Source organism: Tolypothrix bouteillei VB521301, assembly GCF_000760695.4.
Lineage (GTDB): Bacteria > Cyanobacteriota > Cyanobacteriia > Cyanobacteriales > Nostocaceae > Scytonema > Scytonema bouteillei_A.
The window spans coordinates 8,782,531-8,808,708 of sequence record NZ_JHEG04000001.1 but is presented as its reverse complement, the minus strand read 5'-3'; the positions used below and the strand labels follow the sequence as shown (position 1 = coordinate 8,808,708).

Here is a 26,178-nt window from a genome sequence, read left to right as displayed (position 1 = left end):
CAAAAATGAAAAATAATGCTTCGCGTCGCAAGATTTTACAAGGTTTGATTGCTAGTACTGTTGTCGTTGGGTTCGATCCAGTTAATCGTTCGTGGGTCACACCTGCCGACGCAGCACACTCGTTTATCAATTTACCGCATTTAGATGGAGTCCTTTACACTGACGATGCCACACGCGCAAGTGCAAGTGATGATTTTGGTCATTTAATACATCGTTACCCAAAAGCCGTACTTAAACCAGGTTCGATTCATGATATCGTCAACATTATCAAATTTGCTCGTACTCACAGCCTGAAGGTTGCCGCACGCGGTCAGGGTCACAGCTGCTATGGTCAAGCACAAGTCGAGGGTGGTGTGGTCATTGATACAAGCACGCTCAATAAAATCCATGACATTAATGCAGAGCGGGCGATTGTGGAAGCTGGGGTGCGGTGGAGCGAACTATTGGAAGCAACACTGCCACAACAATTGACACCGCCTGTCTTTACAGATTACTTAGAACTGTCTGTTGGAGGTACGTTATCAGTTGGTGGGATCGGTGGTGCAACTCACCGTTATGGCGTGCAAGTTGATAATGTTTTGGAACTTCAGGTTATAACTGGTAAGGGCGATCTCTTAACTTGTTCTCCGACTCAAAATCGAGATTTATTTGAAACGGTCTTAGCAGGTTTGGGACAGTGTGGAATTATAGTCAGGGCAACAATCCGACCGATCGAAGCCGAACGTAATGCCCGTGTATTTCTCCTAGATTATGACGATTTGGCAGCTTTTACTCACGACCAACGCTTACTGATTAAAGATGAACGATTCAATTACGTAGAAGGTCAGATTGTCAGCGATCCTAATGGTGGATGGCGTTATCTGTTAGAGGCAGCTAGCTTTTATACACCACCCAATGAGCCAGATAATGCAAGCCTGTTGGCTTCTTTAAATTACACTCAAGGTACCGCACAAATTGAAGACAAAACTTATTTCGACTTCCTCAATCGCTTAGCTCCTACTGTTGCTTTCCTTCAATCCATTGGTGTCTGGTCTAACCCTCATCCTTGGATTAACTTGTTTGTATCGGGAACATCTGTGGAGCAATATATTAGTGAGGTTGTTTCCACTTTGACATTAGCCGATACGGGAAATAGTCCAATTCTGTTGTATCCTGTCAAAACAGACCGTTTCACACGGCCATTGTTCAAGGTACCCAACGAGCAAATCGTGTTTCTCTTTGCGATTTTACGAACTGCACCATCAGGTGATGATACTGCGATCGCACGTATGCTTGATGACAACCGGAGATTGTTTGAGCGTAACCGCAACCTTGGTGGTACTCACTATCCCGTTAACGCTATAGCATTCTCTCAAGAAGATTGGCAGCAGCATTTTGGTTCGGTCTGGAGCAGATTGGTAAATGCCAAGCGACGTTACGATCCCGATAACGTACTCACCCCCGGTCAAGGTATTTTCAATACCATATAAGAGTCTTGGTCATCACCCAAACTTAGTAGATCGGCACCAATTAGTATTGGAGTTATCTTCAGAAGGAATGATAGGTTTTCTTGCCGAGCAAAGTTTCTTTTTTGCCCTGAAGAATAATGCAAAGAGTCGTTATCCATTTCTACCCCATATAAATCAGCTCCAGTGAAATCGGTACCACTCAAAATAGTTTCGCTAAGGTCGGCATCTCTGAAGTTAGTTCCTATGCAATCAGCACCACTCAAGTCAGCCCCAAACAAATTAGCGCCTTCGAGATTAGCAGCAGTCAGGTTGGCACAAATCAGTCTAGCTCCACTCAGGTTAGCATTCCTAAGGTTCGTGCCACTCAAATCGACTCTAATCAAATCTGCTCCACTCAAGTTGATTTCCCGCAAATCTTCTCCATCCAAAAGCCTTGCAGAAAACTTGATATCTGCAAAATCTCTTTCTCCAGTAGCATAACGTCTGAGCAACTCCTCAGCATTTATTCTCATATATTTCCCCTGACATCAACTAATATGAAATCCGGATGTATACTTCCTGTATAACTTGGTTGCAAACAGCTGGTGTAGTCTGGACTTCCACGTGTATCAATAACCACATTTTTAGATAAACAGATTAGAGCAGAGAGACAAGCATGAACGTTCGTTGTGCGGGAGCATACCGAAGAGTGCGAATTGCCCTCAGAATAGAATTCTGGGGCTACACAAACAAAGTCCACCTGCGTGGACTTAATAAGAAGTCCTTGTCTTGCGGACAAGTGCCTGTATAGTCAATGATATAGAACTTGCTACAGACTATGACTTTTGTCGAATATGGAAAAAAAGAACCTCTAACTCCAGTTCAAAATGATATTTTCCGTACTAATTGCGGTCAAAAAAATCCAGCTAATTCCAATTTCTGTTTCAAATGTGGGTCGCAATTAATTAAATTTTGAACAGGTTTTCTTATTACCAGATGTCAGGCGATGCTGCAAAGCAGCCGCTTCGCGATCGCAGAAAATTGGCTGTGGTATGCTTTTTCCTTAATTGCGATCGTTTGCCAGAACCAAGTTTGAGGAAACATATTTACAACCTCAAAGAGTTCGATTTCAATAAATTGGCTCGCAACGGAGATTGAGTTTTTGCAGCTTTATTCTTGGGTTGTACGTGCTTTGCGGTTGTGCGACCAACGAGCGCTACAATTAACATGAAGATATCTAAGCGATCGCTGGACGCCCGGATGCAGTCCGTCTATAATGTTACTAGATTGATGTTTGGCAAACCGAAGCGGGGGCTAAAACCTAGGGGGTTCTGCCAAAATCGCCAGAACCTAGACAAGTTAATAGTTGTAGCATTTTGAGATTTGGGACTATTGACATATACTGTCAATAAGTCAGTCTGAAATGAGGTCATTTTTTCGATCTGCCAAAACGGCTCTTAGAATCCATGCTCTGTAAGGGTTTCAGATGGCGGGCTTGAAACGTAGCGATTCCCGGAAACGGGATTGAAACCCAAGTTGCGCCTGCAAATACTCGATTGCTATCAACTTGAAACGTAGCGATTCCCGGAAACGGGATTGAAACCCTTGATTGACTCACTATCTTTCTGATCCACTTTTGAACTTGAAACGTAGCGATTCCCGGAAACGGGATTGAAACCAAAGCTTTCTCGATCCAGCAAACACGCCACACCCTTGAAACGTAGCGATTCCCGGAAACGGGATTGAAACCTACTATAAATTTTAGAAGCAACGTAACGTTGCAGGCTTGAAACGTAGCGATTCCCGGAAACGGGATTGAAACTTCAAAGTTTCCGCTACACCAGCCAGCACATATTAGAAGTACTTGAAACGTAGCGATTCCCGGAAACGGGATTGAAACTTAAGAGACCAATGACCCCTAAGCAAAAACGAGAGACTTGAAACGTAGCGATTCCCGGAAACGGGATTGAAACCAATACTAGTAATTACAAAGTTTAATGTCTCTAAGTTAGCGTACCAGCCAATAAGCCCCTTTTCTCGTTCATCAGTTCGGGAATTTACAAAAGCTTATCGGTGGGTTTCCGATCAATTCATAAGTCTTGCTTAACTTCCGTTAGGAATAAAGGACTGCTGGCTGTAGCTTTAAGCTCTGCTAAGGCTTTTTTAAGTGTATGATTTAATCATACATTGTGATAAGCAGGCTTTAAGCAGGAGAATCGCTTATGAGAACAACCCAAGCACTTACTATCACGTTGCCTCATGACATGCTGGAAATGGTTAGGGCTAAAGTCACCTCTGGCGAGTATGCAACAGAAAGTGAAGTTATCCGCGATGGTCTGCGGACGCTCCAGGCGCGTGACGCTGCTATGGAGAAGTGGCTGCGGGAAGAAGTCGTCAAAAGTTATGACGAATGTGAAGCTGATGAAACATTAGGTGTCCCCGCAGAACAGGTTATGGCGCGTATCCGCTCCCGGTACCGTAAGCGGACAACAGCAGAGTAACGCTTGATGAAACAATACAACGTCATCTTCTCGCCACGGGCAGAGCAGCAACTTGACGATCTCTACACCTATATTGCCGACCGTGGCGGGGAGGAACGGGCAGAGCGTTACGTCAATGGCATCATTGGCTTTTGCCAGAGCCTTACCACCTTCCCGGAACGCGGTACTAAACGCGATGATTTCCGACCGAATTTGCGGACTATCGGGTATGCCAAACGGGTAACAATCGCTTTTTCCGTGAAACCTGACCGCGTAACCATCCACGGGGTGTTTTATGGGGGACAGGATTTTGAAGCTGTCATGCAGGACGAGGAGTTATAAATACAACGCTTCGATGAGCAGGAAAATTACGGGGAAGAGCGTATCAACCTAATTGGGATGTGTGCTGTTTTATAACCAGAAATGCTAACCGTAAACAATCTTGTTGCTGATTTTCTTTGTCGGGGGCTTCCAAGTACTCAGCAAAGCTGTAGAGACGGTTAATCCCCGCTCCAAAAGTTGCTAGAGACTGTAAGCAAGACACAATCACGTTTAATGAGAAAAATACCTGCACAAATTAGCTTTTTCCTTTTTCAGTGCAACAAGTAACTTATCTTCCCAGAGTTTTTTTAACAATCGTGGGGAGAATTCTTCAAAAGGAAATATCCAATTGTAGTCTGAATCTAAAAATGCTCTGTAAGCTGCGATCGCGAGTAACGAAAGGACTGCCGGTGCTCTAAACCCAAAAGCGCTATCGTCAGCAAGTCTTGTATTTCCACTGGTTGATATGGATGCTAGGGTGTCATTGTTCCCTTTTTTTCCTGGATTTGTTAAATATTTTTCGATAAGTTTGTACAGTTCGCGCTCAATTTCCAACGCTTGAGGCAGGAGCGGCAGTAGGCGATTGATTCTTTCGAGTTCCGTGGCATTCACTACCCGCTCGGCGATCGCTACAATTAACATGAAGATATCTAAGCGATCGCTGGACGCCCGGATGCAGTCCGTCTATAATGTTACTAGATTGATGTTTGGCAAACCGAAGCGGGGGCTAAAACCTAGGGGGTTCTGCCAAAAACGCCAGAACCTAGACAAGTTAATAGTTGTAGCATTTTGAAATTCAGAACTATTGACAGTATATGTCAATAAGCGAGCCGCAAATGAGGTCATTTTTTCGATCTGCCAAAACGGCTCGTAGAATCCATGCTATTTAAGGGTTTCAGATGGCGGGCTTGAAACGCAGCGATTCCCGGCAACGGGATTGAAACAAACGTTATTGCTTGTTTGCAAATAAATATCCGGCGGCTTGAAACGCAGCGATTCCCGGCAACGGGATTGAAACCAGAGGGTACTTATCAATGAATTATCCTAAAACTTAATTCATCATACACCGCACCGTTGCTAGATTGAAACCAGAGGGTACTTATCAATGAATTATCCTAGCAACTTGAAACGCAGCGATTCCCGGCAACGGGATTGAAACACGATATACTTTGGCTTGGACTCTTTGATAACCCTGCTTGAAACGCAGCGATTCCCGGCAACGGGATTGAAACTAAGTTGCAACCTTGGAATTATCCAGCAACCTAAACTTGAAACGCAGCGATTCCCGGCAACGGGATTGAAACTGATCGCACCTTACGTAGTATAAAGACTTACTTAAACTTGAAACGCAGCGATTCCCGGCAACGGGATTGAAACGAACTTAACTTTCAACTGGGTTCCGATAACGCTTGCTTGAAACGCAGCGATTCCCGGCAACGGGATTGAAACTTGTTATATCCAAACAGTTTAATTCCAACGTAAGGTCTTGAAACGCAGCGATTCCCGGCAACGGGATTGAAACTTGTTTTGGGCTTGGAAGGCGTTGGAGACATCATCTTTGATCTTGAAACGCAGCGATTCCCGGCAACGGGATTGAAACAGAATATAGAAATACCAATGTTTGCGGGTAGCACTGCTTGAAACGCAGCGATTCCCGGCAACGGGATTGAAACCAATCGCTTGGAGAATTAACAAACAAGAAGAAGCTTGAAACGCAGCGATTCCCGGCAACGGGATTGAAACAATCCACGAGTTCCAGGCGGCGGCTGAAACTTTGCTGCTTGAAACGCAGCGATTCCCGGCAACGGGATTAAAACACGTTTTAGCTGCTATAGGAATAAAAGATGCTGTCACTTTACCCAGGCGATGGCAGTAAAGTGGAAGCAGTCGATGGCAGTAAAAAAGCTTGAAATGCTGATGATGACGTTGAGCCAAAGAGGCGATTGTGACAATCACGGAAGCAGTCGATGGCAGTAAGTATAAGAATGGAAGCAGCAAAATGGCAGTAAGAATGTAAGAGATAGACAAACAGGGGAAACCCTGAGGTAGCAATGGTTTGTGAGCTTGATATCATTGAGCATTGAGCATTGAGACGTTGGTTGCATATGGAAAAAGGAAGCAACAATGGCAGTCAAATGAGTACAAAATTACTAAATACCGGAAATTCTCATAGTACAAGAGATGAAAAAATCTAAAAGTTTCTGAGAAAAAAGTAGGAATTGATCCAGGAACTCAAAGAGGTGAATATTACTCCAGGTAAGGGTTTGAGCGATTCTACACCAAATTGTATGGAAGCAGTTGGTGGCAGTAAGTAGAAGACCAGGAACGCTAAGTAGTTATGCAAAATAAATTATCTAATTGGGAGAGGCAACAGGGAACGGGTAACAAGGAACAGTGTTGGCTTACAACGATTTCAATGGCTTCAAAAAATATATAAATATTTATGTGTAAGTACTTAGTGATGTTTTTCGGGAAAAACAGTTGCTGAAATGTCTGGATGCAATTTAAGTAAAAAGCTCATACCAAAGTGGTAATGGAGACGGATGTTGATTGAAGTAAATGGATTTGCCAGCTAGGTTGGTCATGAAAACGGTATAAAAAAAAGAATTAATACAGTGTTTTCTTGTAGAGTGTGGGAGCAAGGAAAAGGGGAGAAATGATGAATTTCCGCATGCGGGCGATGTGTGCTACTTTCCTAACAATTAATTACGGTATTTCTTGGCATCATGGCGCAAGCCACTACATGAATTATTTGGTGGATGGAGATTTGGTGATAAGCTGGAGGCTTAAGGGTTAAAACCGTATCAATAACTGGCAGTGGCAGATGCAATCAGGTATTACCAATCCTTTGAGTGAAACTTTTCGTATTTACAATTCTAATAAAAATATTGAAGAGAAAGATTCAGATTTACGCTTTATCTACCACTGGATACCAAAGTTTTTGGGATACAGTTTACAGGATATTCTTCAAGGCAAGTACATTGAGCACGGTTTATATCTACCACCCATTCTAGATTGGTCAAAAACTCGACTCGTCAATGGGAAAATTGTTTCCGCTATTCGCAAACGGGTGAGAGAACGTTTATTAGCTAATGGTGGTGATGAGTATGAAAATGCTATAGCCACAAAAACAACAGTCGAAAAATATTTTGAGTCCAAAGATAAACAGTACAAGCAATTTTTAGAATTGGAATCTCAACTAGAGAATTCTTCTATCGCTTCGATTGAAAAACAGCGTGCTGCTCAATAGTAACTTGCGGATGTTGCATTTAAGATAGTCTTCAGGGTGGACGTTACTTAATTGGTATTAAGCTAATCTAGAAAGTCAAGTATCATGAGTTACTACTTATAGAGGAACGTTTTGTGATAGTTGTTCATCATCTCAACAACTCACGTTCGCAACGCGTGCTGTGGCTGCTTGAGGAATTAGATATCGAGTACGAAATTAAGTACTACGAACGCGATGAAAAAACCATGCTAGCACCCGAGTTATTGCGCCAAGTCCATCCGCTTGGTAAATCTCCAGTGATTACAGATGGAGACCTGACTCTTGCCGAATCGGGTGCTATTATCGAATACTTGGTGGAGCGCTACGGCAATGGTCGGCTAGTCCCGCCCCCCAATACAACAGAGCGTCTGCGCTATACGTATTGGCTGCATTATGCTGAAGGCTCTGCAATGCCGCCCTTGCTCCTCAATCTCATTCTTAACCGTTTTGGACTAGGCGATAGTCAGGCTATGAGCACATTCGTCGCACCGCAGATTAAGCTTCATTTCGATTATATAGAAGGCGAACTTCGTAAGAGCACGTGGTTTGTTGGTTCCTATCTAACTGCCGCCGATATCCAAATGAGTTTTCCTCTCGAATTACTTGCCATGCTCCCTCAAGAAGTTCTTAGCCGACCCTCAATCGGGGAATTTCTTGAGCGCATCCATACGCGAAAAGCTTACTTGCGTGCGCTCGAGCGTGGAGGTACATATGACTTTGCCAACAGTATTCCATAATTTTTATACAACGGCAACGGAATTGTTCCTTGGAAAGTTGTAAGTGCATCCAGGTTGGATAGTTTTTTGGCTCAGTTATGACACCTGTCTACTCAAATGTCCACCCTACCCAACTCCCAACAACAAGTCAATGCAACTCCCCACTATGAAACGATCGCGGAAGTGTCAGGACAATTTACATAACATACTCTTCTCCTGTTAATCTAGATTGTAAAGTTTTTTTAATCTTCTAACAGGGGGAAACCTTGAGCCAAAATGATACTAGTACTCCGTCGGTGTCCATCGCACTCCAAAATCTCCGCAAAGCATTTCAAGAAGGAGCAACTTCCCGTACTGTCATCGATGATGTGAATATCTCCATTGACAAAGGAGAATTTATTGTTCTTCTCGGTCATAGTGGTAGCGGGAAAAGCACTCTGTTGAATCTGATAGCTGGGATTGAAAAACCAACAGCAGGAACGGTTCGGATCGAAAATGTAGCGATTACAGAACTGAACGAAAGAGCTTGCACTCTGTTCCGACGCGATAATATTGGCTTTATTTTTCAATTTTTTAACTTGATTCCAACTTTAACAGTTTTGGAAAATGTCATGCTTCCTCAAGAATTGGCGGGAAGACAGGGAAAAGAATTAAAACAGGTGGCTGTGAATCTCTTGGAAAAAGTCGGTTTGGCAGACAGATGCAATGCTTTCCCCGACCAGCTTTCGGGAGGACAGCAGCAAAGAGTGGCGATCGCGAGGGCTTTGGTTCACCAGCCAATGTTGGTATTAGCAGATGAGCCTACAGGGAATTTAGACGAAGAAACAGGAGAAAAAGTTTTAAATTTGCTACTGCAATTGACTCGCGATACTCACAAAACATTAATTATGGCAACCCACAACCCGGAAATCGCCCGATTTGCCAACCGAGTTTTGCGAATGCACCACGGACGTTTGCAGCAAGAAGTTATTCAAAGCCCCTTGGTTGAGGAGGTTGTTGCTTGAACCAAGTGACTGTATCCAATCAACCTTTATGGCGTTTGGCTTGGCGTCGCATCCAGAAAAATGCCTTGCAATATATTCTACTGATCCTTGGGGTGGCGTTGGGAGTTGCCATGATGGTTTCCATTGACTTAGCCAATGGTTCCGCCCAACGTGCTTTTGAATTGTCCACAGACGCCATAACCGGACACGCAACGCATCGGATTGTCACAGTTTCACCAACAGGTATCGACGAAAGTCTTTACACCAGACTGCGCCGAGAAGTTCGCGTTACCTCAGCCCCTATCGTTGAAGGTTACATTTCAGCTAAAGAACTCGGTTCTCAACCTTTACGGTTGGTAGGTGTGGATTTATTTGCTGAACCTCCATTCCGCAATTATTTTGAGGAAAACCAATCTCAAGCCGCTACGGGTGGAACTGCTTTTCTGACACAACCTAACACTGTTATCCTCTCCCAAGACTTAGCCAAACAGTACGGTATTGGTGCGGGAGACAGTATCACCCTCGATCTAGCAGGAAAAGAGACTCGCGCTCAGGTTGTTGGATTATTGAAACCAGCAAATAACATTACCCGCAACGCTTTGAGTAGCATTTTATTTGCGGATATTGCCTCAGCCCAAGATATTTTAGGAATGGTGAATCATCTCAGCCATATCGATTTGATCCTGCACGATACAACAGAACAAGGGGCTATTGAGGCAATTCTACCGGAAGGAGTGAAACTGGAAACAGCAGAAGCTCAAAAAAATGCCATCCAGCAAATGACTGCTGCTTTTAAACTCAATTTGACGGCTCTGAGTTTGCTAGCATTGGTCGTGGGAATGTTTCTGATTTATAACACAGTGACTTTCAGTGTTATCCAACGAAGACCTCTGTTTGGTATCCTTCGTTGTTTGGGTGTAACTCCCGGTCAGCTATTTGTACTGATTCTTAGTGAAGCTGCGGTCTTTAGTTTCATAGGTTCTACCTTGGGGTTGGGGCTGGGAGTTTTGCTGGGACGTGGTATTGTGGGTTTGATTACCCAAAGTATTAACGACTTCTATTTTGTCGTCAACGTGCAAAGTGTCAGTATCGACCCTTGGAGTTTGGGGAAAGGTCTGGCGGTTGGCATTGCAGCATCAATTTTTGCTTCGGTCATTCCTGCTCTTGAGGCGATGCGAACTTCCCCTCAAACAACTTTACAGCGCTCGAGTTTGGAAAGTCAGGTAAGGCGTTTGTTGCCTTGGTTGGTGCTAGCATGGGCAGTGTTCACCCTTTTAGGAGTTGGTTTGCTCCGGATTGGTGCGGGTGGATTAATTTTAGCGTTTGCTGGGTTGTTCGCAATTCTACTGGCTGCAGCATTGCTCACACCACCCGTGACTGCTTTCTTAATGGAAACCTTGGCTTGGGTGGGAAACACTGTCTTTGGTGTTGTCGGACGCTTGGCAATACGAGATATTGTGCGATCGCTGAGTCGTACCTCAGTAGCAATTGCTGCTTTGATGGTGGCGGTTTCGGTAATTGTAGGAGTATCGATTATGGTTGGTTCCTTCCGCGTCACTGTGGTACAGTGGCTGGACCAAACTTTGCAAGCTGATATTTACATCACCCCTCCTGCTACAACAGCCAATCGTGTTTTAGGTAAATTATCACCGGATGTCGTTGCAGAAATTAAAACACACGAAGATTGGGACGATTTTGTGACCTACAATGAAACGGAAACGACGGTTAAAGAATTCAATCGGCATGTAAAACTCATTTCTGCTGATGGTGATGTCTCTCATGGCAAACGTCCTTATAGTTGGAAGCGTGACAAAGGTGTCAACCCATGGGAAGGTCTAGAAGCAGGGAAAGGTGTCATTGTTTCGGAAGCTTTGCTACTCAAAGAAAATCTCTCGGTTCCCCCAACAGACATTACTATAGAAACTCCTGTTGGTTGGCGCAGTTTTCCCGTGTTAGCAGTTTTTTATGATTACTCTAACGACCAAGGCACAATCTTACTAGACAATGACATTTATACAAACCTTTGGAGGGATGACAATATTGCATCTATTGGTTTGTTTCTCAAACCAGGGGAAAGGGTAGAGGACGTTGTGACAGCTATCAAACATCGTTTTCAAGGCAAACAAGATTTACTTGTCCAGTCCAACCAAACCCTACGTCAGGGTTCTTTAGAAATCTTTGACCGCACTTTTGCCATCACAGATGCTTTGCGATTGTTAGCTGTGGTTGTTGCTTTTATTGGAGTTTTGAGTGCTTTAATGAGTTTACAACTGGAGCGAACGAGGGAAACTGGAATCTTACGCGCAAATGGTATGACGCCCCAGCAATTATGGTTTATGACTTTTATTGAAACTGGATTGATGGGTGCAATATCTGGTATTTTAGCGATGCCTTTAGGATATGTTTTGGCGTGGATTTTAATTTACGTCATTAACGTTCGCTCTTTTGGTTGGACATTGCAAATGCAATTACAGCCTGGATACTTTATACAAGCTTTTGGTGTTGCGGTCGTGGCTGCTCTTTTAGCAGGAGTTTATCCTGCTTGGCGTTTGGGTAATACTGTCATTGCTTCCGCTATTCGCCAAGAATAGTTTCTCCTATCCGAATTATGAAACGAATACTGACTGTCCTTCTCTGCGCGATCGCATTACTTGGTACCATTGCTTTTATTCTCTTCCCCTCGCAAAAAGTGACTGCGAGCGGTCAAGCAACAGTAGAATGGTTATCTACAGCCTCCCCCTCGGAGGGAAAATTTAAGCAAGTGTTTGCACCCACCGAAATCAGTTTTCCTCGCGATTTTGGCTCTCATGAAGATTACCAAACGGAGTGGTGGTATTATACGGGGAATTTAGAAACTGCAACAGGTCGCCCTTTCGGTTTTGAATTAACCTTTTTCCGTCGTGCTTTAACCCCAAAGAATCAATCTGTTTCTGTAGAATCAGCTTCTCATTGGCGCAGCAATCAAGTCTATTTTGCTCACTTTACCGTCAGTGATATTACTGAAAAAAAATTTTATCCCAGCGAACGCTTTAATCGTAATGCTGTGGGATTAGCAGGCGCACAAGCCGAACCATACAGTGTTTGGCTAGATGATTGGTCTGTGACAGAGATAACACCAGGTCAAGTTAGACTCAAGGCAAAAACCGATAAAGTAGCACTGGACTTGGTTTTGCAACAAACCCTACCACCAGTATTGCAAGGCGATCGCGGTTATAGCCGTAAAGGTTCAGAACCGGGAAATGCTTCTTACTACTACTCTATTGTGCGGCAAAAAACCACAGGTACGGTTACGGTAGGAGAAGAAACCTTTGCAGTGAAAGGTTTAAGTTGGAAAGACCACGAGTACTCTACCAGTTTTCTCAGTGCTGGCGATATTGGTTGGGATTGGTTTTCGCTGCAATTTGATAATGATACAGCGCTAATGTTGTATTTGCTGCGGCGAGAAGATGGCACAATTGAACCTCTATCGAGTGGTAATTTCATTGCAGCCGATGGCAAAGTAGAGTTACTATCTGCAAAAGATTGGCAAGTAGAAGTTTTGAATACTTGGAAAAGCTCTTACAGTGGGGCTAGATATCCCGCACATTGGAAAATAAGCATCCCCAAATTAGGGTTGTCTTTAGAAGGAAAACCTTTAATGGCAAATCAAGAACTCAATATCTCTACTGTTTACTGGGAAGGCGCTGTAAATTTCCAAGGTGAAATGGCAGAAACACCAGTTACAGCGTCAGGCTACATAGAAATGACTGGTTATGCTAATAAAAGCTTAACAGATGTGCTGTGATAACAGTGAATAGTGACAGCACACTTCTCAAATCAGCACTAGTCAAATTGGCACCTCCGAAAAAGGTGTCTACCAATTTGGCTCCTTTCTGAGTTGTCTTTGTGGTAGACAACGACTTTACTACGAAAGCCCTCTCCTTTTTTCAGGTTTTCTCACTTCACCTCGACTTATCACATTCCTTATCTTCACTTCCACCACCACTTTTCACAATTGGCAAAGGTATTGACGAATTGAACTTTTTTCCTTTTGTAATACTGCACCTTAGCTTTGCAATCGTCTCCAAACTTGGGAGTATCCCAATTTGGAAAAAATATGCCTGCGATTGAAATCGCGGCTACACAAACGAAACCTGCCTCCGCAGGTTATTTTAAGAAAGTCCACACAGGTGGTGAATCCAGTCCTGTAGGCGGGTTTCCCGCGCCCTGGCAACTGGTGAGACCAGCCCTGATAGCGAAGCGTGGCGCGAATGCGCCATAGGCGGGTCTCCCGCCGTAGGGGACTGGCGAACCCGAAGGGCGTATAGCCCTGCGGGCATAGCTTCGCAACGCGTATAGCCCTTACGGGCATAGCATAAAGGCATCGCGGAGCGTGTGCCTTGCACATAGCGTCTCCGCTCCTGAGATAGCCGGAGGGGTTTCCCGCGCCTTGGGAACTGGTGAACCCGAAGGGACGAGCGTTTGTATAGCCCTAGAATTCTATTCTGAGGGCATTTTGCCCTAACGGGATGCTCCCCCAGTGTATCAGGTCAAATCATAAATTTGATCTCAAAAGACTTGGTTAACACACTGCTCTCGACACCAATTGTTATCAAACCCTATGCATTTAAATTAGATTCACGATCGCACCCTTTGGGTGAGAATTGTGACTACGTAGTTTCCACAGCTATTAACACCATTGATCTCTTAAGATCATTTGTCTGTCTCAGTAAGGCAAGCATCACTTTTGACACTCGTCGCAGTTTATAGTTCATTTTTTCTCTGCAATCTTTCTTGAGCTTTTTAGTACAATTGAACTGTTACTCAGAACGATCGCGACTCATGAATTTGGTGCTGTACTACAAGTTCATGAACCGCTATACTCTCGTTTTGTGTGTTTCTGCCAAAACTGGATGCGCCCCTTCAAGTATTGTTTTTTAGCAGCTATGTTAGCCAGCCTAACGGGAAGAAGGTTTTCTCCATCTTGTATGGCTTCTGTAGGAAATTCTATTTTTAGTTTCTTCGTATCTAACTCTTCGTTGAAGGCTAACTTCACTATATCTTCCTTATATGAAAAAGGTGATAGACTGTCAAAGGTGATTTCAAATCACAAGCGGTAGCGCGATCGCACGCGTTTAGACAAACTTAAGATAGAAAAAGCGCGATAAGCTGGGTACAGCTTGCGCCAAGGGCGATCGAATCGCAACTCGTGGGTTTGTTTCTTATGAGGTAAGCTTGCAGTGTAGTGGCGGTTACTTCGAGACAATTGAGTTTTGGGTTGAAAACGCCGTGTACAAATGGTGATTCAACGAGAATGCTAAAACTAAAAAGTTCCAAGTATTGGTAATACTTTTTTCTTCAACAACTTTACTAGAGTGGGGTCCATATACTCGTACTCGTCAGGAATATCCAAACAAATGACTCGCTTGTCTTTAAGCCAAGGTTGAAATTTGTTTGAAAGTTTTCTCATATGAGACTTTTCCATTACAAAAATAATATCTGCCCACTGAAGTGCTTCGCTGCATAAAGGGATTTCTGCTTCCCGGTCGAGTCCGGCCGATTCTACCTCCAATCCTTCATACTCACAGAATACTGCTTCGGCTGTGGGACTGCGTAAGCGATTTTTGCTGCAAATAAACAGTAATTTTTTCATAAAGAATTTTAAGACTTTTCCATTTTATCTAAAAAGATGCAATGGTGACCTTCAATCGCGATCGCACGAAGCCGCTATTTACTCTAAAGTTTTGTAAGACGAACCATCTCGTGGGTAATTAAAATAAAGTGTGGAGATGCTTGCGACAGTCTACTACTACCATGCTTTGTTGTACTTAATTGTACATAAGAATTATCCGGAAAATTGTAATAAATTTAATATTCAGAAGTAATAGATGCTGAAAAATTCCAATATAGTTTTGTACAATTTATTCGTGTCTTTCCTCTCAAAGCCCGTATTACCGCTGTAAGCTTAAAGTCACATTTTTTGGGGGAGAACACGTTATGCGATCGCCTTTGGCGAAAACCGTAGTGGCTGCTTTGTAGCATCGCCAAACTAACAACAAAGACGCCAACAATATAGGCTCTTCAGTACTTATTAGTTTAGCATAACAAGTACTGAAGACCCACAATATATCCTACGCCAGAAGGTTTAATTTCAGCAATGGTCATTCCGAATACTTCCGTCGGGCATGACCGTATTGCACAAAATGGCATCTCTCAAGTCTCTAATTCCAACTTGGGCACCCATGAGGTTAGCGTCGGTCAAGTCCATATTTCCGAAAATTTCTTCCAAGAAGGCTCCTCTGAGGTCAGCATCACTCAAATCGGCACCCTCCAGGCAAGATTGCCCCAAAGTCGCACCTCTCAAATCAGATCCTCGCAAGTCAGCGCCACGCAAATCAGCCTCAGCCAGTTCAGCACCCGCAGGCTGGCGCGGCGCAAATTGATACCTCTGAGTTCGCGATTCAGAATAGCTCCATCCAAACTGGCACGACTCAGGTTAGCTCCAGTCAGGTCAACACCAGCCAGAACAGCACCACTCAGATTGGCACTGCTCAAATTGGCATCACTCAAGTCAATATCACACAGGTAAACACCCCGCAAATCAAAGCCAGCGAAATTCTTCTCCCCAGCAGCATATTTTTTAAAGAATTCATCCAAGTTCATACATCGTATACCGTTTCAACTAACACATATAAAGAGAACCCACTCAATCTCTAGCAATCCCTCATAGACCCTACCTTCAACCTTGATCTCCAAATTACCGACATCCCTACAGCACAACTAGTACACGGTGGCGTAAATAAGGCAACCATGAGTAACAGATAAAAAGCAGAAATTAAAAGCTTTTGCGCCTTCTGCCCTAGTAGCGAGTGTTTGGGATTGCCTTCATGTACTAGTATATTTTACGTTTTGTTATATATAGTAGTCCTAACTGGGTTACAAATACCTCTTCCTTGTCTTCCTTGTCCCCCTTGTCTTCCTTATCTCCCTTATCCCCGTTGTTCGGATCTCAAATAGGATTGCTGTAACTGTGTTCTTTCTTGTCGATCGACTTATCTCTAATCCAAACTCCAAAATCCTTTAAAAGAGGTTGATGATGGAAAAGTTTAAAAAAGTGGCTATTGTGGGAGGAACCCACGGCAATGAATTTACAGGTATATATTTAATCAAAAAGTTTGAGAAGTTTCCGCAGCTTGTGACAAAATCTAGTTTTGAAACCCTGACAGTGCTTTCCAATCCTGAAGCTTTTCAAGTCTGTAGAAGATATGTTGACAAAGATTTAAATCGCTGCTTTTTAAAAGAAGTTTTAAATAGTTCTTTAGGTTTTACCTATGAAGAAAATAGAGCAAAATTTCTCAATCAAACTCTGGGACCTAAAGAAAATCCGCAAGTTGATTTTATTTTAGATTTACATACGACGACTGCTAATATGGGTTTAAGTATAATTTTGCTTAACGACCATCCGTTTAATATCCAGTTAGCTGCTTATTTAAGTTCAATCGAACCAAAAATCAAAATTTATAGTTGGATTGAACCTGACAAAGAATCATCTTTCCTAAATTCTATTTGTGAAAGGGGTTTCGGTCTTGAAGTAGGTCCGATTCCACATGGAACTTTAAACGCGCATCTTTTTGAACAAACGGAACGGCTGATTCTTACTATGTTAGATTATTTAGATAAATGCAATCAAAATGTAATAGCAAAAATAGATAATACTGTCACTATTTATCAACATTTAAAAACAGTAGATTACCCTAAGAGCAAAAATGGTGAAATTGAGGGCATGATTCATCCGGAGCTTCAAGGGAGAGATTATGAGGAATTAAAACCGGGCGATCCTTTATTTCTAACTTTTGATAATCATACTATTTATTACAAGGAAGAAGCATTAGTTTACCCGGTGTTTATTAATGAGGCTGCTTATTATGAAAAGGGTATCGCAATGTGTTTAACTACAAAAGAAAACATTCAAGTTAACCTCCAGCCAAATGACCAATAACAATTTGGCTATTTTGCCTTTTTATGTTTGGAATTTTTGAAAGCTTTACCTCACAACTTCCCCAATTCTTGCAACATTACCTCAATAGTTGCCTTGAGTTGGGGCAAGTTTCGATCGCTCGCGCTCCAAACTCGATTTAAATTCACCTTTAAATAATCACGATCGGTACATCTCTAAAACCAGCTACTTGCTGCCAAGGTACATCTGGATAAGCTCCTCTGATGTCGGGAGATAACCGCTTCGTTGCTTCCCCAATAATTTCAAAATTTCTAATGACTGCATCTTGGATTATTGTAGTTTGTAAAAATACTTCTTTGCCATCACGGGTATAAGAGGTTGTTTGAAAAGTGATTTGCTGTGTTTTTAAATACCTATCGATTCCCCCTGACCCCTTAAAAAGCCTCTTAAAGTCCCCCTTTTTAAGGGGGATTTAGGGGGATCTTAACGTTTTGCTACCAACAAGAGGATTTTTAAAACATCCTCTAAGACCTATGCGCTCAATACATTCAAAGATGTTGCTCAAGTACAGCCGATCGTCTTTCATAACGCCACAGCCTCTCGCAACACTGTATCTCTAATTAACTCATGTAAAGTTTCTGGTTCAGTTAGATCCACTTTACGTCCTAGCAATTCTTCCAAGGACTGTATTAAAGCAATTTGGTCTAACAAGGTTCGTTGTGGTTCAAGTTCCACCAGAAAATCTACATCACTATCTGGTCTTGCTTCTCCTCTCGCCACAGAACCAAACACCCGGACATTATACGCTCCGTACTTCGCCGCAATTCTCAAAATATCTTCCCGATAAGCTTTAAGTATTTCATCAATGCCCATAGCCTAAACCAAAACGATCGCAACAAATCTCTACCTCTAGCTTGGCATTTTCAGGCACCTTCTGCATCTGCTCTACCCGACGAGAGTACCAAAAAATGGGTAAGATCGAGCAAACTTACCTAGCAGAACTTATGCGATAGATCCCTAGCTTGATTTGCGATAAGCTGAGTACAGCTTGCGCTTCGCGATGACCTACGTAAACTCAATCAATAAGATTGATATTCTTGAAAAAGTTTAACTTCACCCTTGTTATTAAAGGCCACAACAGCAAATGGCTGTTTTTTATTTCCTACTTCCATCCCTGGTGTTCCTACAGGCATTCCCGGTACAGCTAAACCTGCAAGAGTCGGTTTTTGTTGAAGGAATCGTTTGATGTCGTTGGCGGGAATATGTCCTTCCATAACATAACCGTCAATAATTGCGGTATGACAGGATGCTAACTCTTGAGGTAGGTTGTATTTTTGTTTAATGGCTTCTATTTCATCGGTTTTTATATCTTTGATTTGAAACCCGTGCTTTTGCATATGTTTGACCCAAGACCCACAACAGCCACAAGAAGGACTGCGATAAACGGTAATTTCTTGAGTTCCCAAGTTGGGTTCTATGTTGTTTTCCCAAATACTGTTAGGAGTTGTGGGTTTTGGGTTACTTGCCATTAATTGAGAAATAGGCCAAGATGCTGTATTTCCTCCCTCTGCTACAGCTACTGTTGCACAACCAAGAACTGCCAACCCAGTTGTTATAATACTTAGTAGTGCAAAACACAAACTTTTACGAATCCAGGAAGAAAAACGTTTCTGCATTGTTAAACTCTCATCTGCTCTTTAATTAACCAGACATCCATGCTAATACATTCTTCAATAATTCTTGCTTCAACCAGCACAGTCAGCTGCTAACTCTTTTAGTTTCCAATCATGCAAAGGAGCGATATTCTCGATCATCCATTTAAGAACGCTTGGTGGCGCTTCAGATATTAAGATACCGGGATATACCGCTGTCCCCCATTCCGGATGAACTAATACCCGACACCTATTTTGAACGATCGCGTAGTGGAGTAAAGCTTTTACTGTTGCTGTATCGTCGTGATTTTTTTTTCCAGGACGGGAAAGCAAGGGGTAGCCCGTGCGGGGATCGACAAGGTCTGTTTGGTAATTGCGATCGCGCAAATTAAAGGCGACATCACAGCCAAACCTCATAAATTTTTCCCGCAATCGTTCTTTCTCTGCTTCTATTTCTGGTGTTGTTTCCACCAATTCAAATCGTGCTTGTTGTAAAACGATCGCCATCCATAAAGAAAGCGCATTTTTCCAATCAGGGAATATCTGCTCGCGGTTGGTACAAATATACTGACTGGGGGAATGAATTGAAATTTGAATAGATTGCCCCAAATTACCAACCAAATGAATGGGGCTGACTCGTTCAAAAGCGTAAACTGTTGGGTAGCTCACTTACTTTAATTTGTTTTTTTACAAGTTTTTCAATTCATATTTTGTTTTGATGATAACTCTTTAATAGCGCAGAAAGTTAGCAAATTGTTGTGAAACCCCAACTCGCATATAAGATTTTTAATAAAAAATTCATCTTTCATCTCTACCTTATCTTTTCTTAACCTAGTACTCGATCGGATTTAGCATAAGTACTTGGTGTAGAGACGCTTTTATGAAAGTGCGTCTCTACAAAGATTAATTCAGCTTTAAGGCATTGACTGGGACTTCATCCCAAGAATCCACTGTCCGCAATCGCGCTACCCACCCCCATGTTTTTTGTATCTCAGTCAAGTTTTGCTTGAAGGACTCATGGCAAGCTAAAGCTTGGGATTCATCACAGCAAGCAATACAGGCATGGATCATGCCTGATGGATCTATTTGTTCGTTTACCCAAATAGTCATTGTGTTTTTGATACTACATCCGAATTTAATCCCCCTTTAATTTACTCTACGTTTACCCGGTCTGCACGAAGTCTCTCAACAAACCGCTTTCCGAGAGGATTCAGCGTTAATGGGTTTCATCAAGTAAAGCCGCAACAAATGCCCAAAGATTGAGAGTAGTAAGGGTAACTTTTTGAAGAATTTGACAATTTGCGGGAGATTGCTTCGGTCGATCAATGCCATTTTAAATTGGATATCCGAACACTGTTCGAGCCGCTCAAAAAAATCTGGATGCTTTGTATTTAAAATCACAGGAAACGCCCGTGCTGCTGTTTCATTCGTCTTTTCGATCACTTGGACATTATACTCGTAGGGATTGATTCCAACAGACCGATAAAAAGCTGCACGTTCAAGCACTGTCAAAGTATGGGTCGCAAAGACAGACAAGAGGAAAAAACGAACCCACAAACGAGATTTCCAATTGTTCCATAATTGGGGTTGCGATCGCAACAGCGCTTTAAAGAAATCTCCATGTCGATTTTCATCCTGACACCAACTCTCAAAGTAACGGAAAAGAGGATAGAATCGCCGATCTGGATGGGACTCTAAATGACGGAACATGAGAATATAGCGCCAGTAACCAATTTTCTCAGACAGGTAAACCGTGTAAATAATCCACTCTGGTGGGAAAAAAGTATAAGTGCGATTTTTTGTCAGATAACGCAAATCCAGGGAGAGATTAAAATCTGACATTGCCTTATTCAAAAATCCAGCATGGCGGGCTTCATCCCTTGCCATAAAATGAAACGCATCTGCCAAAATGGGATTTCGGTCTTTTAGTCTGCGTGATAACTCTTTAAATAGAAGAAACCCAGAGAATTCTGACGTACAAGAGCGTTCTAAAAACTCAATAAAAGAACGGCGCGTTTCTCCATCAATGTGTTCCCAACTCTGCTCAAACTCAGAATCGCGTACAAAATGATGGCGGTTGTAGTCAGCTCGTAATTCTTCCACAATAGCCCGTAACTCAGGCTCGTGTGCTGATATATCCATCTGCGCTACAGCCTCAAAGTCAGTGGTATAAAACCGAGGTGTTAGCAATGTTTCTTTGACAGGCGCTTTAACACCAGGCTTAAGCAACTCAGGCTCCAAAGTATGAAGAGTCTTAGCCATGAGAATATGTAATTGGTTAATGTTTTTAAAGCTATCTAACCATAATTTTTGATAAAAATCTATCAATTTTTAAATATTTTTAAAAAAGTTATTTTTAAAAATATTTAGTAGTAAGGGTCATAGCTACCTCAAAAATGAATGTGATGGGCATTAACTACTCTCATCGCTCCAAATTTTCTAACTTAGAGTATATAAATTAACTCTTTGTTGGTTATCATTCACCGATTATAAATAAATATTTATAGTTTAGTGGTTTCAGAACTGTTGAAAGTTATATATTTGAAATAGTTGTGAACAAAGTAAAATGCTGCGATTGGCATTGGTATTTGCTGATACAGTTTTGCTCATAACCGAAAATAACGAGTTGCCCCTACCTTTGACGTTAGCGATAAACTGCATTTAATTCCAGTGAAAAAATGCTTATTGAGTTAACAAGTGAGAAAGAGGCAGTATTAATAGAGGGTCAAGAAATTGCCCGATCGGGTGTAAAAATTCTGCAAAAATCCTGCCCGCGAACAGTTAGCAGCGAACAGTTAACTGATAACTGTTCAACCCACTGTATATTTTTAACAAAATTGCCACCAAGATGAGTAGTAATCTAGCTCAAAAACTTCGCTGTGGAACCCAACAATCTCATGCAGCGATTGAAAATATGGGATTCATGAAATGTTTTCTTCAAGGAGTTGTTGATAGAAACGGCTTTGCAAATTTTTTAGGTAATTTATATTACATTTATGGTGAATTAGAAGCAGCATTAGAGGAACACAAAGACCATTCTTTAATTAATCCTGTATATTTTCCAGAACTCAATCGTAAAGCTAATCTGGAACAAGATTTACAGTTTTACTACGGTTATGACTGGAGAGGACAAAGTTTACCTCTAAAAGCGACTCAAAACTACATAGCCCGGATTCGAGAATTGTCGGCTCATGAACCCGCATTATTAATAGGTCACGCTTATACTCGCTACATGGGTGACCTTTCTGGGGGTCAGATGTTGCAAAAAGTTGCTCAATCCGTTTTAAAGCTTTCAGGTTATGAAGGTACCTCTTTTTACAATTTTGAGCAAATTCCGGATAAGAAGGCATTTAAGGATCGGTATCGCCAAGCTTTGGATTCGTTACCCGTAGATGAAGGAACAGCAGACAAAATTGTTGCAGAAGCCAATCATGCTTTTCTATTGAATATGCAGATAGCGCAAGAATTGGAAGAAGGTCTTATTAAAAAGATCGGTCAAGCAATGTTTAATACTCTCATCAATGGTAACAACTCTGGTAGTACGGCTAATAGTTATTAGCGTTTAAGTAGGGTGGGTACTCCCCACCCTATGTTTCCCAAACTACAGCAATCTTATCCTTTGTACATCTATTGAAATCACCCCAATGGTTTTTCAAATTCCTGGTGTCAAGTTTGACTTCGATATCATCAAAAAGTATGATACTCCCGTACCTAGATACACTAGTTACCCACCCGCTACTGAGTTAACTGAAGAATTTACAGAGAGAGATTTTCAAACCGCGATCGCAGCCTCAAATCAAAGAAAGTCTCCTCTATCTTTATATTTCCACATTCCCTTTTGTCAAAGTGCTTGCTATTTTTGTGGTTGTAATGTTGTGATTTCTAACAACAAAAATATTGCCAAGCCTTATGTAGATTATTTGGTTCGAGACATTCAAAAAACAGCTAGCCTAATTGATGCAGATAGAAGAGTGTTTCAAATTCATTGGGGTGGTGGAACCCCAAACTACTTGAGTTTGGAACAAGTAGAACATCTGTGGAAAAATATCACTCAAAACTTTGATGTTAGCCCAACAGCAGAGGTTTCAATAGAAATTAATCCTCGCTATATCGATAAAAACTACATTTTCTCTTTGCGAGAAATTGGGTTTAATCGAATTAGCTTTGGAATTCAAGACTTTAATACTCAAGTTCAAGCAGCAGTTAACCGCATTCAACCGGAAGAGATGCTGTTTGATGTCATGAACTCCATTCAAGAAGCAAAGTTTGAAAGCGTGAATGTAGATCTCATTTACGGTCTACCCCATCAAACTGTTGAAACTTTTCAAGAAACGCTGAGAAAAACCATCGCACTCAACCCCGATAGGATTGCTGTTTTTAACTTTGCTTATGTTCCGTGGCTCAAGCCAGTGCAGCAAAATATTTCACTTGATGCACTTCCAAAAGCAGAGGAAAAGTTAGAAATCCTCAAAATGACTGTTGAGGAACTGACAAATCATCAGTACTTGTTTATTGGTATGGATCACTTTGCCAAACCTAATGATGAATTGGCTGTTTCCCAACGCGATCGTACCTTAAAGCGTAACTTCCAAGGCTACACAACTCTAGCACAAGCAGAACTGTTTGGTCTTGGTGCAACATCTATCAGTATGCTTGAAGATACTTACACTCAAAACTACAAGCAACTGAAAGATTACTACCAAGCAATAGATAGAGGGCTTTTACCAACGAGTAGAGGCATTAGACTGACTCAAGATGATATCCTCAGACGGGAAATTATCATGAGTATAATGTGTCATTTTCAACTTTACAAGCAAGATATTGAACACAAGTACCACCTCAACTTTGATGAATATTTTGCACCTGAGTTAGAAGAGTTAAAGCGCTTGGAAGAGGATGGACTCGTTAGATTATCGAAAAACCATATTAGCGTTACGGAGATTGGTCGGTTATTGGTGAGAAATATAGTTGTTCTCTTTGATACACACGTGAAGAAGCAAGAACAGAGATTTTCACGTGCTATCTGAATGTAACATTGCAAACCCAGCCATCTGCTAAGAATTGAGTGATTTGTAGATTGTCGTTGCGAACTAAGCAGGTTAAAACTGAGTCAAAACTTTGTTAGGTAGAAAGTACACCAAAATAGGTTACTACACTTGGATGTGGTTTTCTTCCGGACAAGATTGTCAACACCTGGAAAATTTTTGCAAGCCAATTCAACTCTCGCTCTAAAATTACGCAGATGAGATTACGTGTTCTATTACTCAGTGCCATTAGCATAATGCTGCTATCGTCTCCAGCCTTCGCAGCACGTTTGCAGTCTTGGCGCTTTGACCCGGCTAAAAATCAGCTTGACCTAACCACAGATTCTGGAATCAGACCTCAAGCTTTTCTACTCAATAACCCAACAAGACTGGTTATCGATCTACCTGGAACCACTAACTTAGATGATAATACAGTTCGTAAAAGTTTTGGGTCCGCCGTTCGGGAGATTCGTATCGGACAGCCAGACCCTAAAACAACCAGAATGGTGATTGAATTAGCACCCGGTTATACCGTTTCTCCAGAAAACTCACTGGTTAAAGGAGATTCTTCCTCTCACTGGATAGTCAGATTTTCATCCATCGATCGCACCACACCTGAAAATACGACATCCAGTGAAGAAAAAATTCCTATTGAAATCAGCAACGAATTTACCTTTGCGGGGACTGTTCCACTCAACAAGGAAATGTCACAGATTTATCCTCAGGTCAAAAAGTTGATGTCTCGTTACAGCTTTCTTTCACCAGGGATGTTTTTCCTGGATTTAGAGACAGGTAATTATTTAGATATCTATGGGGAAAAGGTATTTCCGGCTGCTAGTACCATCAAATATCCTATTCTGATTGCTCTATTTCAAGATATAGACGCTGGTAAAGTTAAACTCAATGACACTCTAGTCTTGCGGCGCGATTTGAAAGCTGAAGCTGCAGGTTCCGGAGTCTTGCAATTTAAACCAGTGGGAACCAAACTCAGTGTTTTGGAGACTGCTACTAAGATGATTACTATTAGTGACAATACTGCCACCAACATGATCATTGACCGTTTGGGTGGTAAGGCTAAATTAAATCAGCGGTTTCGGAGTTGGGGACTGCAAAATACTGTTATTCGCAATTTATTAGGTGATTTTAAAGGAACGAATACAACCAGCCCTAAAGATTTAGCTAGGCTGTCGGTGATGATTGATAACGATAAACTGCTCACTAACACAAGCCGTTCCAAAGCTTTGGGTATCATGCGTCGGGTGGAGAACAGAAGGTTGTTGCCATCCGGGCTGGGTAAAGGTGCGACGATCGCTCATAAAACAGGAACCCTTGGAATTATTCTTGGGGATGCAGGTATTGTCGAGCTACCTACAGGCAAACGTTATTTGGCAGGGATTTTTGTTAAAAGACCTTTTGGTGATACAAGAGCACGAGAATTTATCAGTCAAATTTCCAAACTTGTCTATGGCTATATCAATCAACCAAAGCTGACTCGTCAACCTTAAGGGCTTCTGAATCACAAAAAGTTCCAATATCTCTTGTGATGTGGGCGATCGCTTTGTTCCCAGGCTGAGCCTGGGAATGCCTTTAGCGGAAGGTTCTGTCTGGTGTATGCATCTAGCTCGTTAGAGCAATTTACATGGACTTAGATTCTGCGAATTTGGCAAGTACGAGTACCTCTTCCATTAACAGCACCTTTCATTCCCAGAACAACAGCCCTCACACGTTGTTCTGGCGTTCCATGATGGTGTCTGTGACCCCATTGATAATCTCCAATTCGATGAGCGAGAGTTGCAATTTCCAAAATATCTTTTTTATCAAAAACAATATTAGGAATTAATCCCAAGTAAACACCTGCCAAACAATCTGCTTGTAGTTCTGAGATGGGCGTCACTCTTGGTTGAAAACCATAAGCTGTCTGCATAGCATGGGCATACTCGTGACCAATAATGTAAGCTAGAGCAGCGTCCCCGTGCTGATAAGCCATTCTAATATCTTGAGCAGTAATGTAAACAGTGTGATTGCGTTTGCAGTACTGGCTACCTAAAATAACCCCGCAACCACCGCGCCGTCCTCGTGCAACGCCCCAGACCAATTTTGGTGTTGCTTTATAACCGTGAATATGTTGAATTCCGGCATAAACTCCATCGATTACAGTTTGGGGTGCTGTTTCTGCTTTAGCAGGTAAACTCACTAGCACAGATCCAATACTGATTAAGGTCGCAGTCAGTACCTTGAGTGCCTTCATTATCACCTCAGATTTACTAGTACATATAGAAGACGGAAAAATTTCTTGGTTCCTTTGGTGCCTTCTACAAACACTACAATCTCAACAATACCGCTTCCACGTGTCGTTGCTGTGGCGATCGAT

At 42.1% G+C, this 26,178-nt stretch carries 26 protein-coding genes, 1 pseudogene and 2 CRISPR repeat arrays; of the genes and pseudogenes, 13 read left to right on the top strand and 14 right to left on the bottom strand.

Going from position 1 to position 26,178, the window contains the following annotated elements; translation table 11 throughout:
* Positions 1-5 precede the first annotated feature (5 nt).
* Complete coding sequence (locus HC643_RS35940) at positions 6-1,469, top strand: FAD-binding protein (protein ID WP_038082626.1); 1,464 nt, start codon at positions 6-8, stop codon at positions 1,467-1,469.
* Here HC643_RS35940 and HC643_RS35935 read toward each other — a convergent pair.
* The gene (locus HC643_RS35935) at positions 1,445-1,960 is read right to left on the bottom strand and encodes a pentapeptide repeat-containing protein (protein WP_167844826.1); all 516 of its coding nucleotides are present in this window, start codon (positions 1,958-1,960) and stop codon (positions 1,445-1,447) included. The two genes, HC643_RS35940 and HC643_RS35935, sit on opposite strands and share 25 nt — an antisense overlap.
* Before the next feature lie 305 nt (positions 1,961-2,265).
* Here HC643_RS35935 and HC643_RS42715 point away from each other — a divergent pair, with 305 nt between their 5' ends.
* The 3 genes from HC643_RS42715 (at position 2,266) to HC643_RS35920 (ending at position 4,249) form a co-directional block, all read left to right on the top strand.
* Entirely contained in the window at positions 2,266-2,403 is a 138-nt protein-coding gene (locus HC643_RS42715; RefSeq protein ID WP_082051649.1) for a zinc-ribbon domain-containing protein, read from the top strand.
* 518 nt (positions 2,404-2,921) lie between these two features.
* Positions 2,922-3,400: direct repeats of the CRISPR family, unit length 37 nt; unit sequence CTTGAAACGTAGCGATTCCCGGAAACGGGATTGAAAC.
* Between the two features lie 279 nt (positions 3,401-3,679).
* Positions 3,680-3,928 carry a ribbon-helix-helix domain-containing protein gene (locus HC643_RS35925; RefSeq protein ID WP_202048690.1) on the top strand — a complete coding sequence of 83 codons (249 nt, stop codon included), beginning with the start codon at positions 3,680-3,682 and terminating at the stop codon, positions 3,926-3,928.
* A 6-nt stretch (positions 3,929-3,934) separates the two neighbouring features.
* A complete protein-coding gene (locus tag HC643_RS35920) occupies positions 3,935-4,249 on the top strand; it encodes a type II toxin-antitoxin system RelE/ParE family toxin (protein ID WP_038109320.1) in 315 nt (104 codons plus the stop codon).
* Positions 4,250-4,459: 210 nt separating this feature from the next.
* On the opposite strand, the gene HC643_RS35915 is transcribed toward HC643_RS35920, so the two are convergent.
* Positions 4,460-4,870, bottom strand: coding sequence for a hypothetical protein (locus HC643_RS35915; protein ID WP_038109317.1), 411 nt, complete (start codon positions 4,868-4,870; stop codon positions 4,460-4,462).
* A 479-nt stretch (positions 4,871-5,349) separates the two neighbouring features.
* Positions 5,350-6,045: a CRISPR direct-repeat array (repeat unit 37 nt; unit sequence CTTGAAACGCAGCGATTCCCGGCAACGGGATTGAAAC).
* A gap of 839 nt (positions 6,046-6,884) precedes the next feature.
* Here HC643_RS35915 and HC643_RS35910 point away from each other — a divergent pair.
* From HC643_RS35910 to HC643_RS35890, 5 genes and pseudogenes are all read left to right on the top strand, one after another.
* Positions 6,885-7,478: pseudogene (locus HC643_RS35910) on the top strand (FAD-binding domain-containing protein).
* A gap of 113 nt (positions 7,479-7,591) precedes the next feature.
* Positions 7,592-8,233 carry a glutathione S-transferase family protein gene (locus HC643_RS35905; RefSeq protein ID WP_038082518.1) on the top strand — a complete coding sequence of 214 codons (642 nt, stop codon included), beginning with the start codon at positions 7,592-7,594 and terminating at the stop codon, positions 8,231-8,233.
* Positions 8,234-8,478: 245 nt separating this feature from the next.
* On the top strand, positions 8,479-9,216 hold the full coding sequence (locus HC643_RS35900; protein WP_050045552.1) for an ABC transporter ATP-binding protein: 738 nt from the start codon (positions 8,479-8,481) through the stop codon (positions 9,214-9,216).
* Between the two features lie 5 nt (positions 9,217-9,221).
* The gene (locus tag HC643_RS35895; protein ID WP_082051664.1) at positions 9,222-11,786 is read left to right on the top strand and encodes an FtsX-like permease family protein; all 2,565 of its coding nucleotides are present in this window, start codon (positions 9,222-9,224) and stop codon (positions 11,784-11,786) included.
* A 17-nt stretch (positions 11,787-11,803) separates the two neighbouring features.
* Positions 11,804-12,979 carry a lipocalin-like domain-containing protein gene (locus HC643_RS35890; protein ID WP_038082520.1) on the top strand — a complete coding sequence of 392 codons (1,176 nt, stop codon included), beginning with the start codon at positions 11,804-11,806 and terminating at the stop codon, positions 12,977-12,979.
* Positions 12,980-14,041: 1,062 nt separating this feature from the next.
* Here the strand turns inward: HC643_RS35890 and HC643_RS35885 are convergent.
* The 5 genes from HC643_RS35885 to HC643_RS41830 all read right to left on the bottom strand — a co-directional run bounded on the left by HC643_RS35885 (position 14,042) and on the right by HC643_RS41830 (position 15,837).
* Positions 14,042-14,230, bottom strand: coding sequence for a hypothetical protein (locus HC643_RS35885; RefSeq protein ID WP_038082522.1), 189 nt, complete (start codon positions 14,228-14,230; stop codon positions 14,042-14,044).
* A 51-nt stretch (positions 14,231-14,281) separates the two neighbouring features.
* Complete coding sequence (locus HC643_RS35880) at positions 14,282-14,440, bottom strand: hypothetical protein (protein ID WP_153021581.1); 159 nt, start codon at positions 14,438-14,440, stop codon at positions 14,282-14,284.
* Between the two features lie 57 nt (positions 14,441-14,497).
* Complete coding sequence (locus HC643_RS35875; protein ID WP_038082523.1) at positions 14,498-14,827, bottom strand: low molecular weight protein tyrosine phosphatase family protein; 330 nt, start codon at positions 14,825-14,827, stop codon at positions 14,498-14,500.
* A 498-nt stretch (positions 14,828-15,325) separates the two neighbouring features.
* Positions 15,326-15,553 carry a pentapeptide repeat-containing protein gene (locus HC643_RS41835; RefSeq protein WP_237266098.1) on the bottom strand — a complete coding sequence of 76 codons (228 nt, stop codon included), beginning with the start codon at positions 15,551-15,553 and terminating at the stop codon, positions 15,326-15,328.
* Complete coding sequence (locus tag HC643_RS41830; protein WP_050045554.1) at positions 15,535-15,837, bottom strand: pentapeptide repeat-containing protein; 303 nt, start codon at positions 15,835-15,837, stop codon at positions 15,535-15,537. Before HC643_RS41830 ends, HC643_RS41835 begins: the two co-directional genes overlap by 19 nt.
* Before the next feature lie 433 nt (positions 15,838-16,270).
* On the opposite strand from HC643_RS41830, the gene HC643_RS35865 reads away from it, so the two are divergent.
* The gene (locus HC643_RS35865) at positions 16,271-17,173 is read left to right on the top strand and encodes an aspartoacylase (RefSeq protein ID WP_038082541.1); all 903 of its coding nucleotides are present in this window, start codon (positions 16,271-16,273) and stop codon (positions 17,171-17,173) included.
* 148 nt (positions 17,174-17,321) lie between these two features.
* Here HC643_RS35865 and HC643_RS41825 read toward each other — a convergent pair whose 3' ends face one another.
* From HC643_RS41825 to acsF, 6 genes are all read right to left on the bottom strand, one after another.
* Positions 17,322-17,462, bottom strand: a complete 141-nt coding sequence (locus HC643_RS41825) for a HepT-like ribonuclease domain-containing protein (RefSeq protein ID WP_237266097.1) — start codon at positions 17,460-17,462, stop codon at positions 17,322-17,324.
* A 251-nt stretch (positions 17,463-17,713) separates the two neighbouring features.
* Positions 17,714-18,004: a nucleotidyltransferase family protein gene (locus tag HC643_RS35855; protein ID WP_038082526.1), complete on the bottom strand. Its 291-nt coding sequence runs from the start codon at positions 18,002-18,004 to the stop codon at positions 17,714-17,716.
* 206 nt (positions 18,005-18,210) lie between these two features.
* Positions 18,211-18,807, bottom strand: a complete 597-nt coding sequence (locus HC643_RS35850) for a DUF411 domain-containing protein (protein ID WP_038082528.1) — start codon at positions 18,805-18,807, stop codon at positions 18,211-18,213.
* Positions 18,808-18,876: 69 nt separating this feature from the next.
* A complete protein-coding gene (locus tag HC643_RS35845) occupies positions 18,877-19,452 on the bottom strand; it encodes a methylmalonic aciduria and homocystinuria type D protein (protein ID WP_038082529.1) in 576 nt (191 codons plus the stop codon).
* 234 nt (positions 19,453-19,686) lie between these two features.
* Positions 19,687-19,893 (bottom strand): hypothetical protein, encoded by a 207-nt coding sequence (locus tag HC643_RS35840; protein ID WP_038082531.1) that lies wholly within the window; start codon positions 19,891-19,893, stop codon positions 19,687-19,689.
* Between the two features lie 75 nt (positions 19,894-19,968).
* On the bottom strand, positions 19,969-21,045 hold the full coding sequence (gene acsF / locus HC643_RS35835; RefSeq protein ID WP_038082542.1) for a magnesium-protoporphyrin IX monomethyl ester (oxidative) cyclase: 1,077 nt from the start codon (positions 21,043-21,045) through the stop codon (positions 19,969-19,971).
* Between the two features lie 586 nt (positions 21,046-21,631).
* On the opposite strand from acsF, the gene HC643_RS35830 reads away from it, so the two are divergent.
* The 3 genes from HC643_RS35830 (at position 21,632) to HC643_RS35820 (ending at position 25,312) form a co-directional block, all read left to right on the top strand.
* A complete protein-coding gene (locus HC643_RS35830) occupies positions 21,632-22,342 on the top strand; it encodes a biliverdin-producing heme oxygenase (RefSeq protein ID WP_038082533.1) in 711 nt (236 codons plus the stop codon).
* An 85-nt stretch (positions 22,343-22,427) separates the two neighbouring features.
* Positions 22,428-23,810, top strand: a complete 1,383-nt coding sequence (hemN, locus tag HC643_RS35825) for an oxygen-independent coproporphyrinogen III oxidase (RefSeq protein WP_038082535.1) — start codon at positions 22,428-22,430, stop codon at positions 23,808-23,810.
* A gap of 215 nt (positions 23,811-24,025) precedes the next feature.
* Positions 24,026-25,312, top strand: a complete 1,287-nt coding sequence (locus HC643_RS35820; protein ID WP_038082537.1) for a serine hydrolase — start codon at positions 24,026-24,028, stop codon at positions 25,310-25,312.
* Between the two features lie 140 nt (positions 25,313-25,452).
* On the opposite strand, the gene HC643_RS35815 is transcribed toward HC643_RS35820, so the two are convergent.
* A complete protein-coding gene (locus HC643_RS35815) occupies positions 25,453-26,055 on the bottom strand; it encodes a neutral zinc metallopeptidase (protein WP_038082538.1) in 603 nt (200 codons plus the stop codon).
* Between the last annotated feature and the right edge of the window lie 123 nt (positions 26,056-26,178).

Bases quoted from the DNA above. Each gene is read 5' to 3' on its own strand.
- HC643_RS35875 (WP_038082523.1), bottom strand. From the start codon at position 14,827: ATGAAAAAATTACTGTTTATTTGCAGCAAAAATCGCTTACGCAGTCCC.
- HC643_RS35940 (WP_038082626.1), top strand. From the start codon at position 6: ATGAAAAATAATGCTTCGCGTCGCAAGATTTTACAAGGTTTGATTGCT.
- HC643_RS35915 (WP_038109317.1), bottom strand. From the start codon at position 4,870: ATGTTAATTGTAGCGATCGCCGAGCGGGTAGTGAATGCCACGGAACTC.
- HC643_RS35935 (WP_167844826.1), bottom strand. From the start codon at position 1,960: ATGAGAATAAATGCTGAGGAGTTGCTCAGACGTTATGCTACTGGAGAA.
- hemN (WP_038082535.1), top strand. From the start codon at position 22,428: ATGGTTTTTCAAATTCCTGGTGTCAAGTTTGACTTCGATATCATCAAA.
- HC643_RS35855 (WP_038082526.1), bottom strand. From the start codon at position 18,004: ATGGGCATTGATGAAATACTTAAAGCTTATCGGGAAGATATTTTGAGA.
- HC643_RS35820 (WP_038082537.1), top strand. From the start codon at position 24,026: ATGAGATTACGTGTTCTATTACTCAGTGCCATTAGCATAATGCTGCTA.
- HC643_RS41830 (WP_050045554.1), bottom strand. From the start codon at position 15,837: ATGAACTTGGATGAATTCTTTAAAAAATATGCTGCTGGGGAGAAGAAT.
- acsF (WP_038082542.1), bottom strand. From the start codon at position 21,045: ATGGCTAAGACTCTTCATACTTTGGAGCCTGAGTTGCTTAAGCCTGGT.
- HC643_RS35890 (WP_038082520.1), top strand. From the start codon at position 11,804: ATGAAACGAATACTGACTGTCCTTCTCTGCGCGATCGCATTACTTGGT.
- HC643_RS35920 (WP_038109320.1), top strand. From the start codon at position 3,935: ATGAAACAATACAACGTCATCTTCTCGCCACGGGCAGAGCAGCAACTT.
- HC643_RS42715 (WP_082051649.1), top strand. From the start codon at position 2,266: ATGACTTTTGTCGAATATGGAAAAAAAGAACCTCTAACTCCAGTTCAA.
- HC643_RS35815 (WP_038082538.1), bottom strand. From the start codon at position 26,055: ATGAAGGCACTCAAGGTACTGACTGCGACCTTAATCAGTATTGGATCT.
- HC643_RS35865 (WP_038082541.1), top strand. From the start codon at position 16,271: ATGGAAAAGTTTAAAAAAGTGGCTATTGTGGGAGGAACCCACGGCAAT.
- HC643_RS35840 (WP_038082531.1), bottom strand. From the start codon at position 19,893: ATGACTATTTGGGTAAACGAACAAATAGATCCATCAGGCATGATCCAT.
- HC643_RS35830 (WP_038082533.1), top strand. From the start codon at position 21,632: ATGAGTAGTAATCTAGCTCAAAAACTTCGCTGTGGAACCCAACAATCT.
- HC643_RS35850 (WP_038082528.1), bottom strand. From the start codon at position 18,807: ATGCAGAAACGTTTTTCTTCCTGGATTCGTAAAAGTTTGTGTTTTGCA.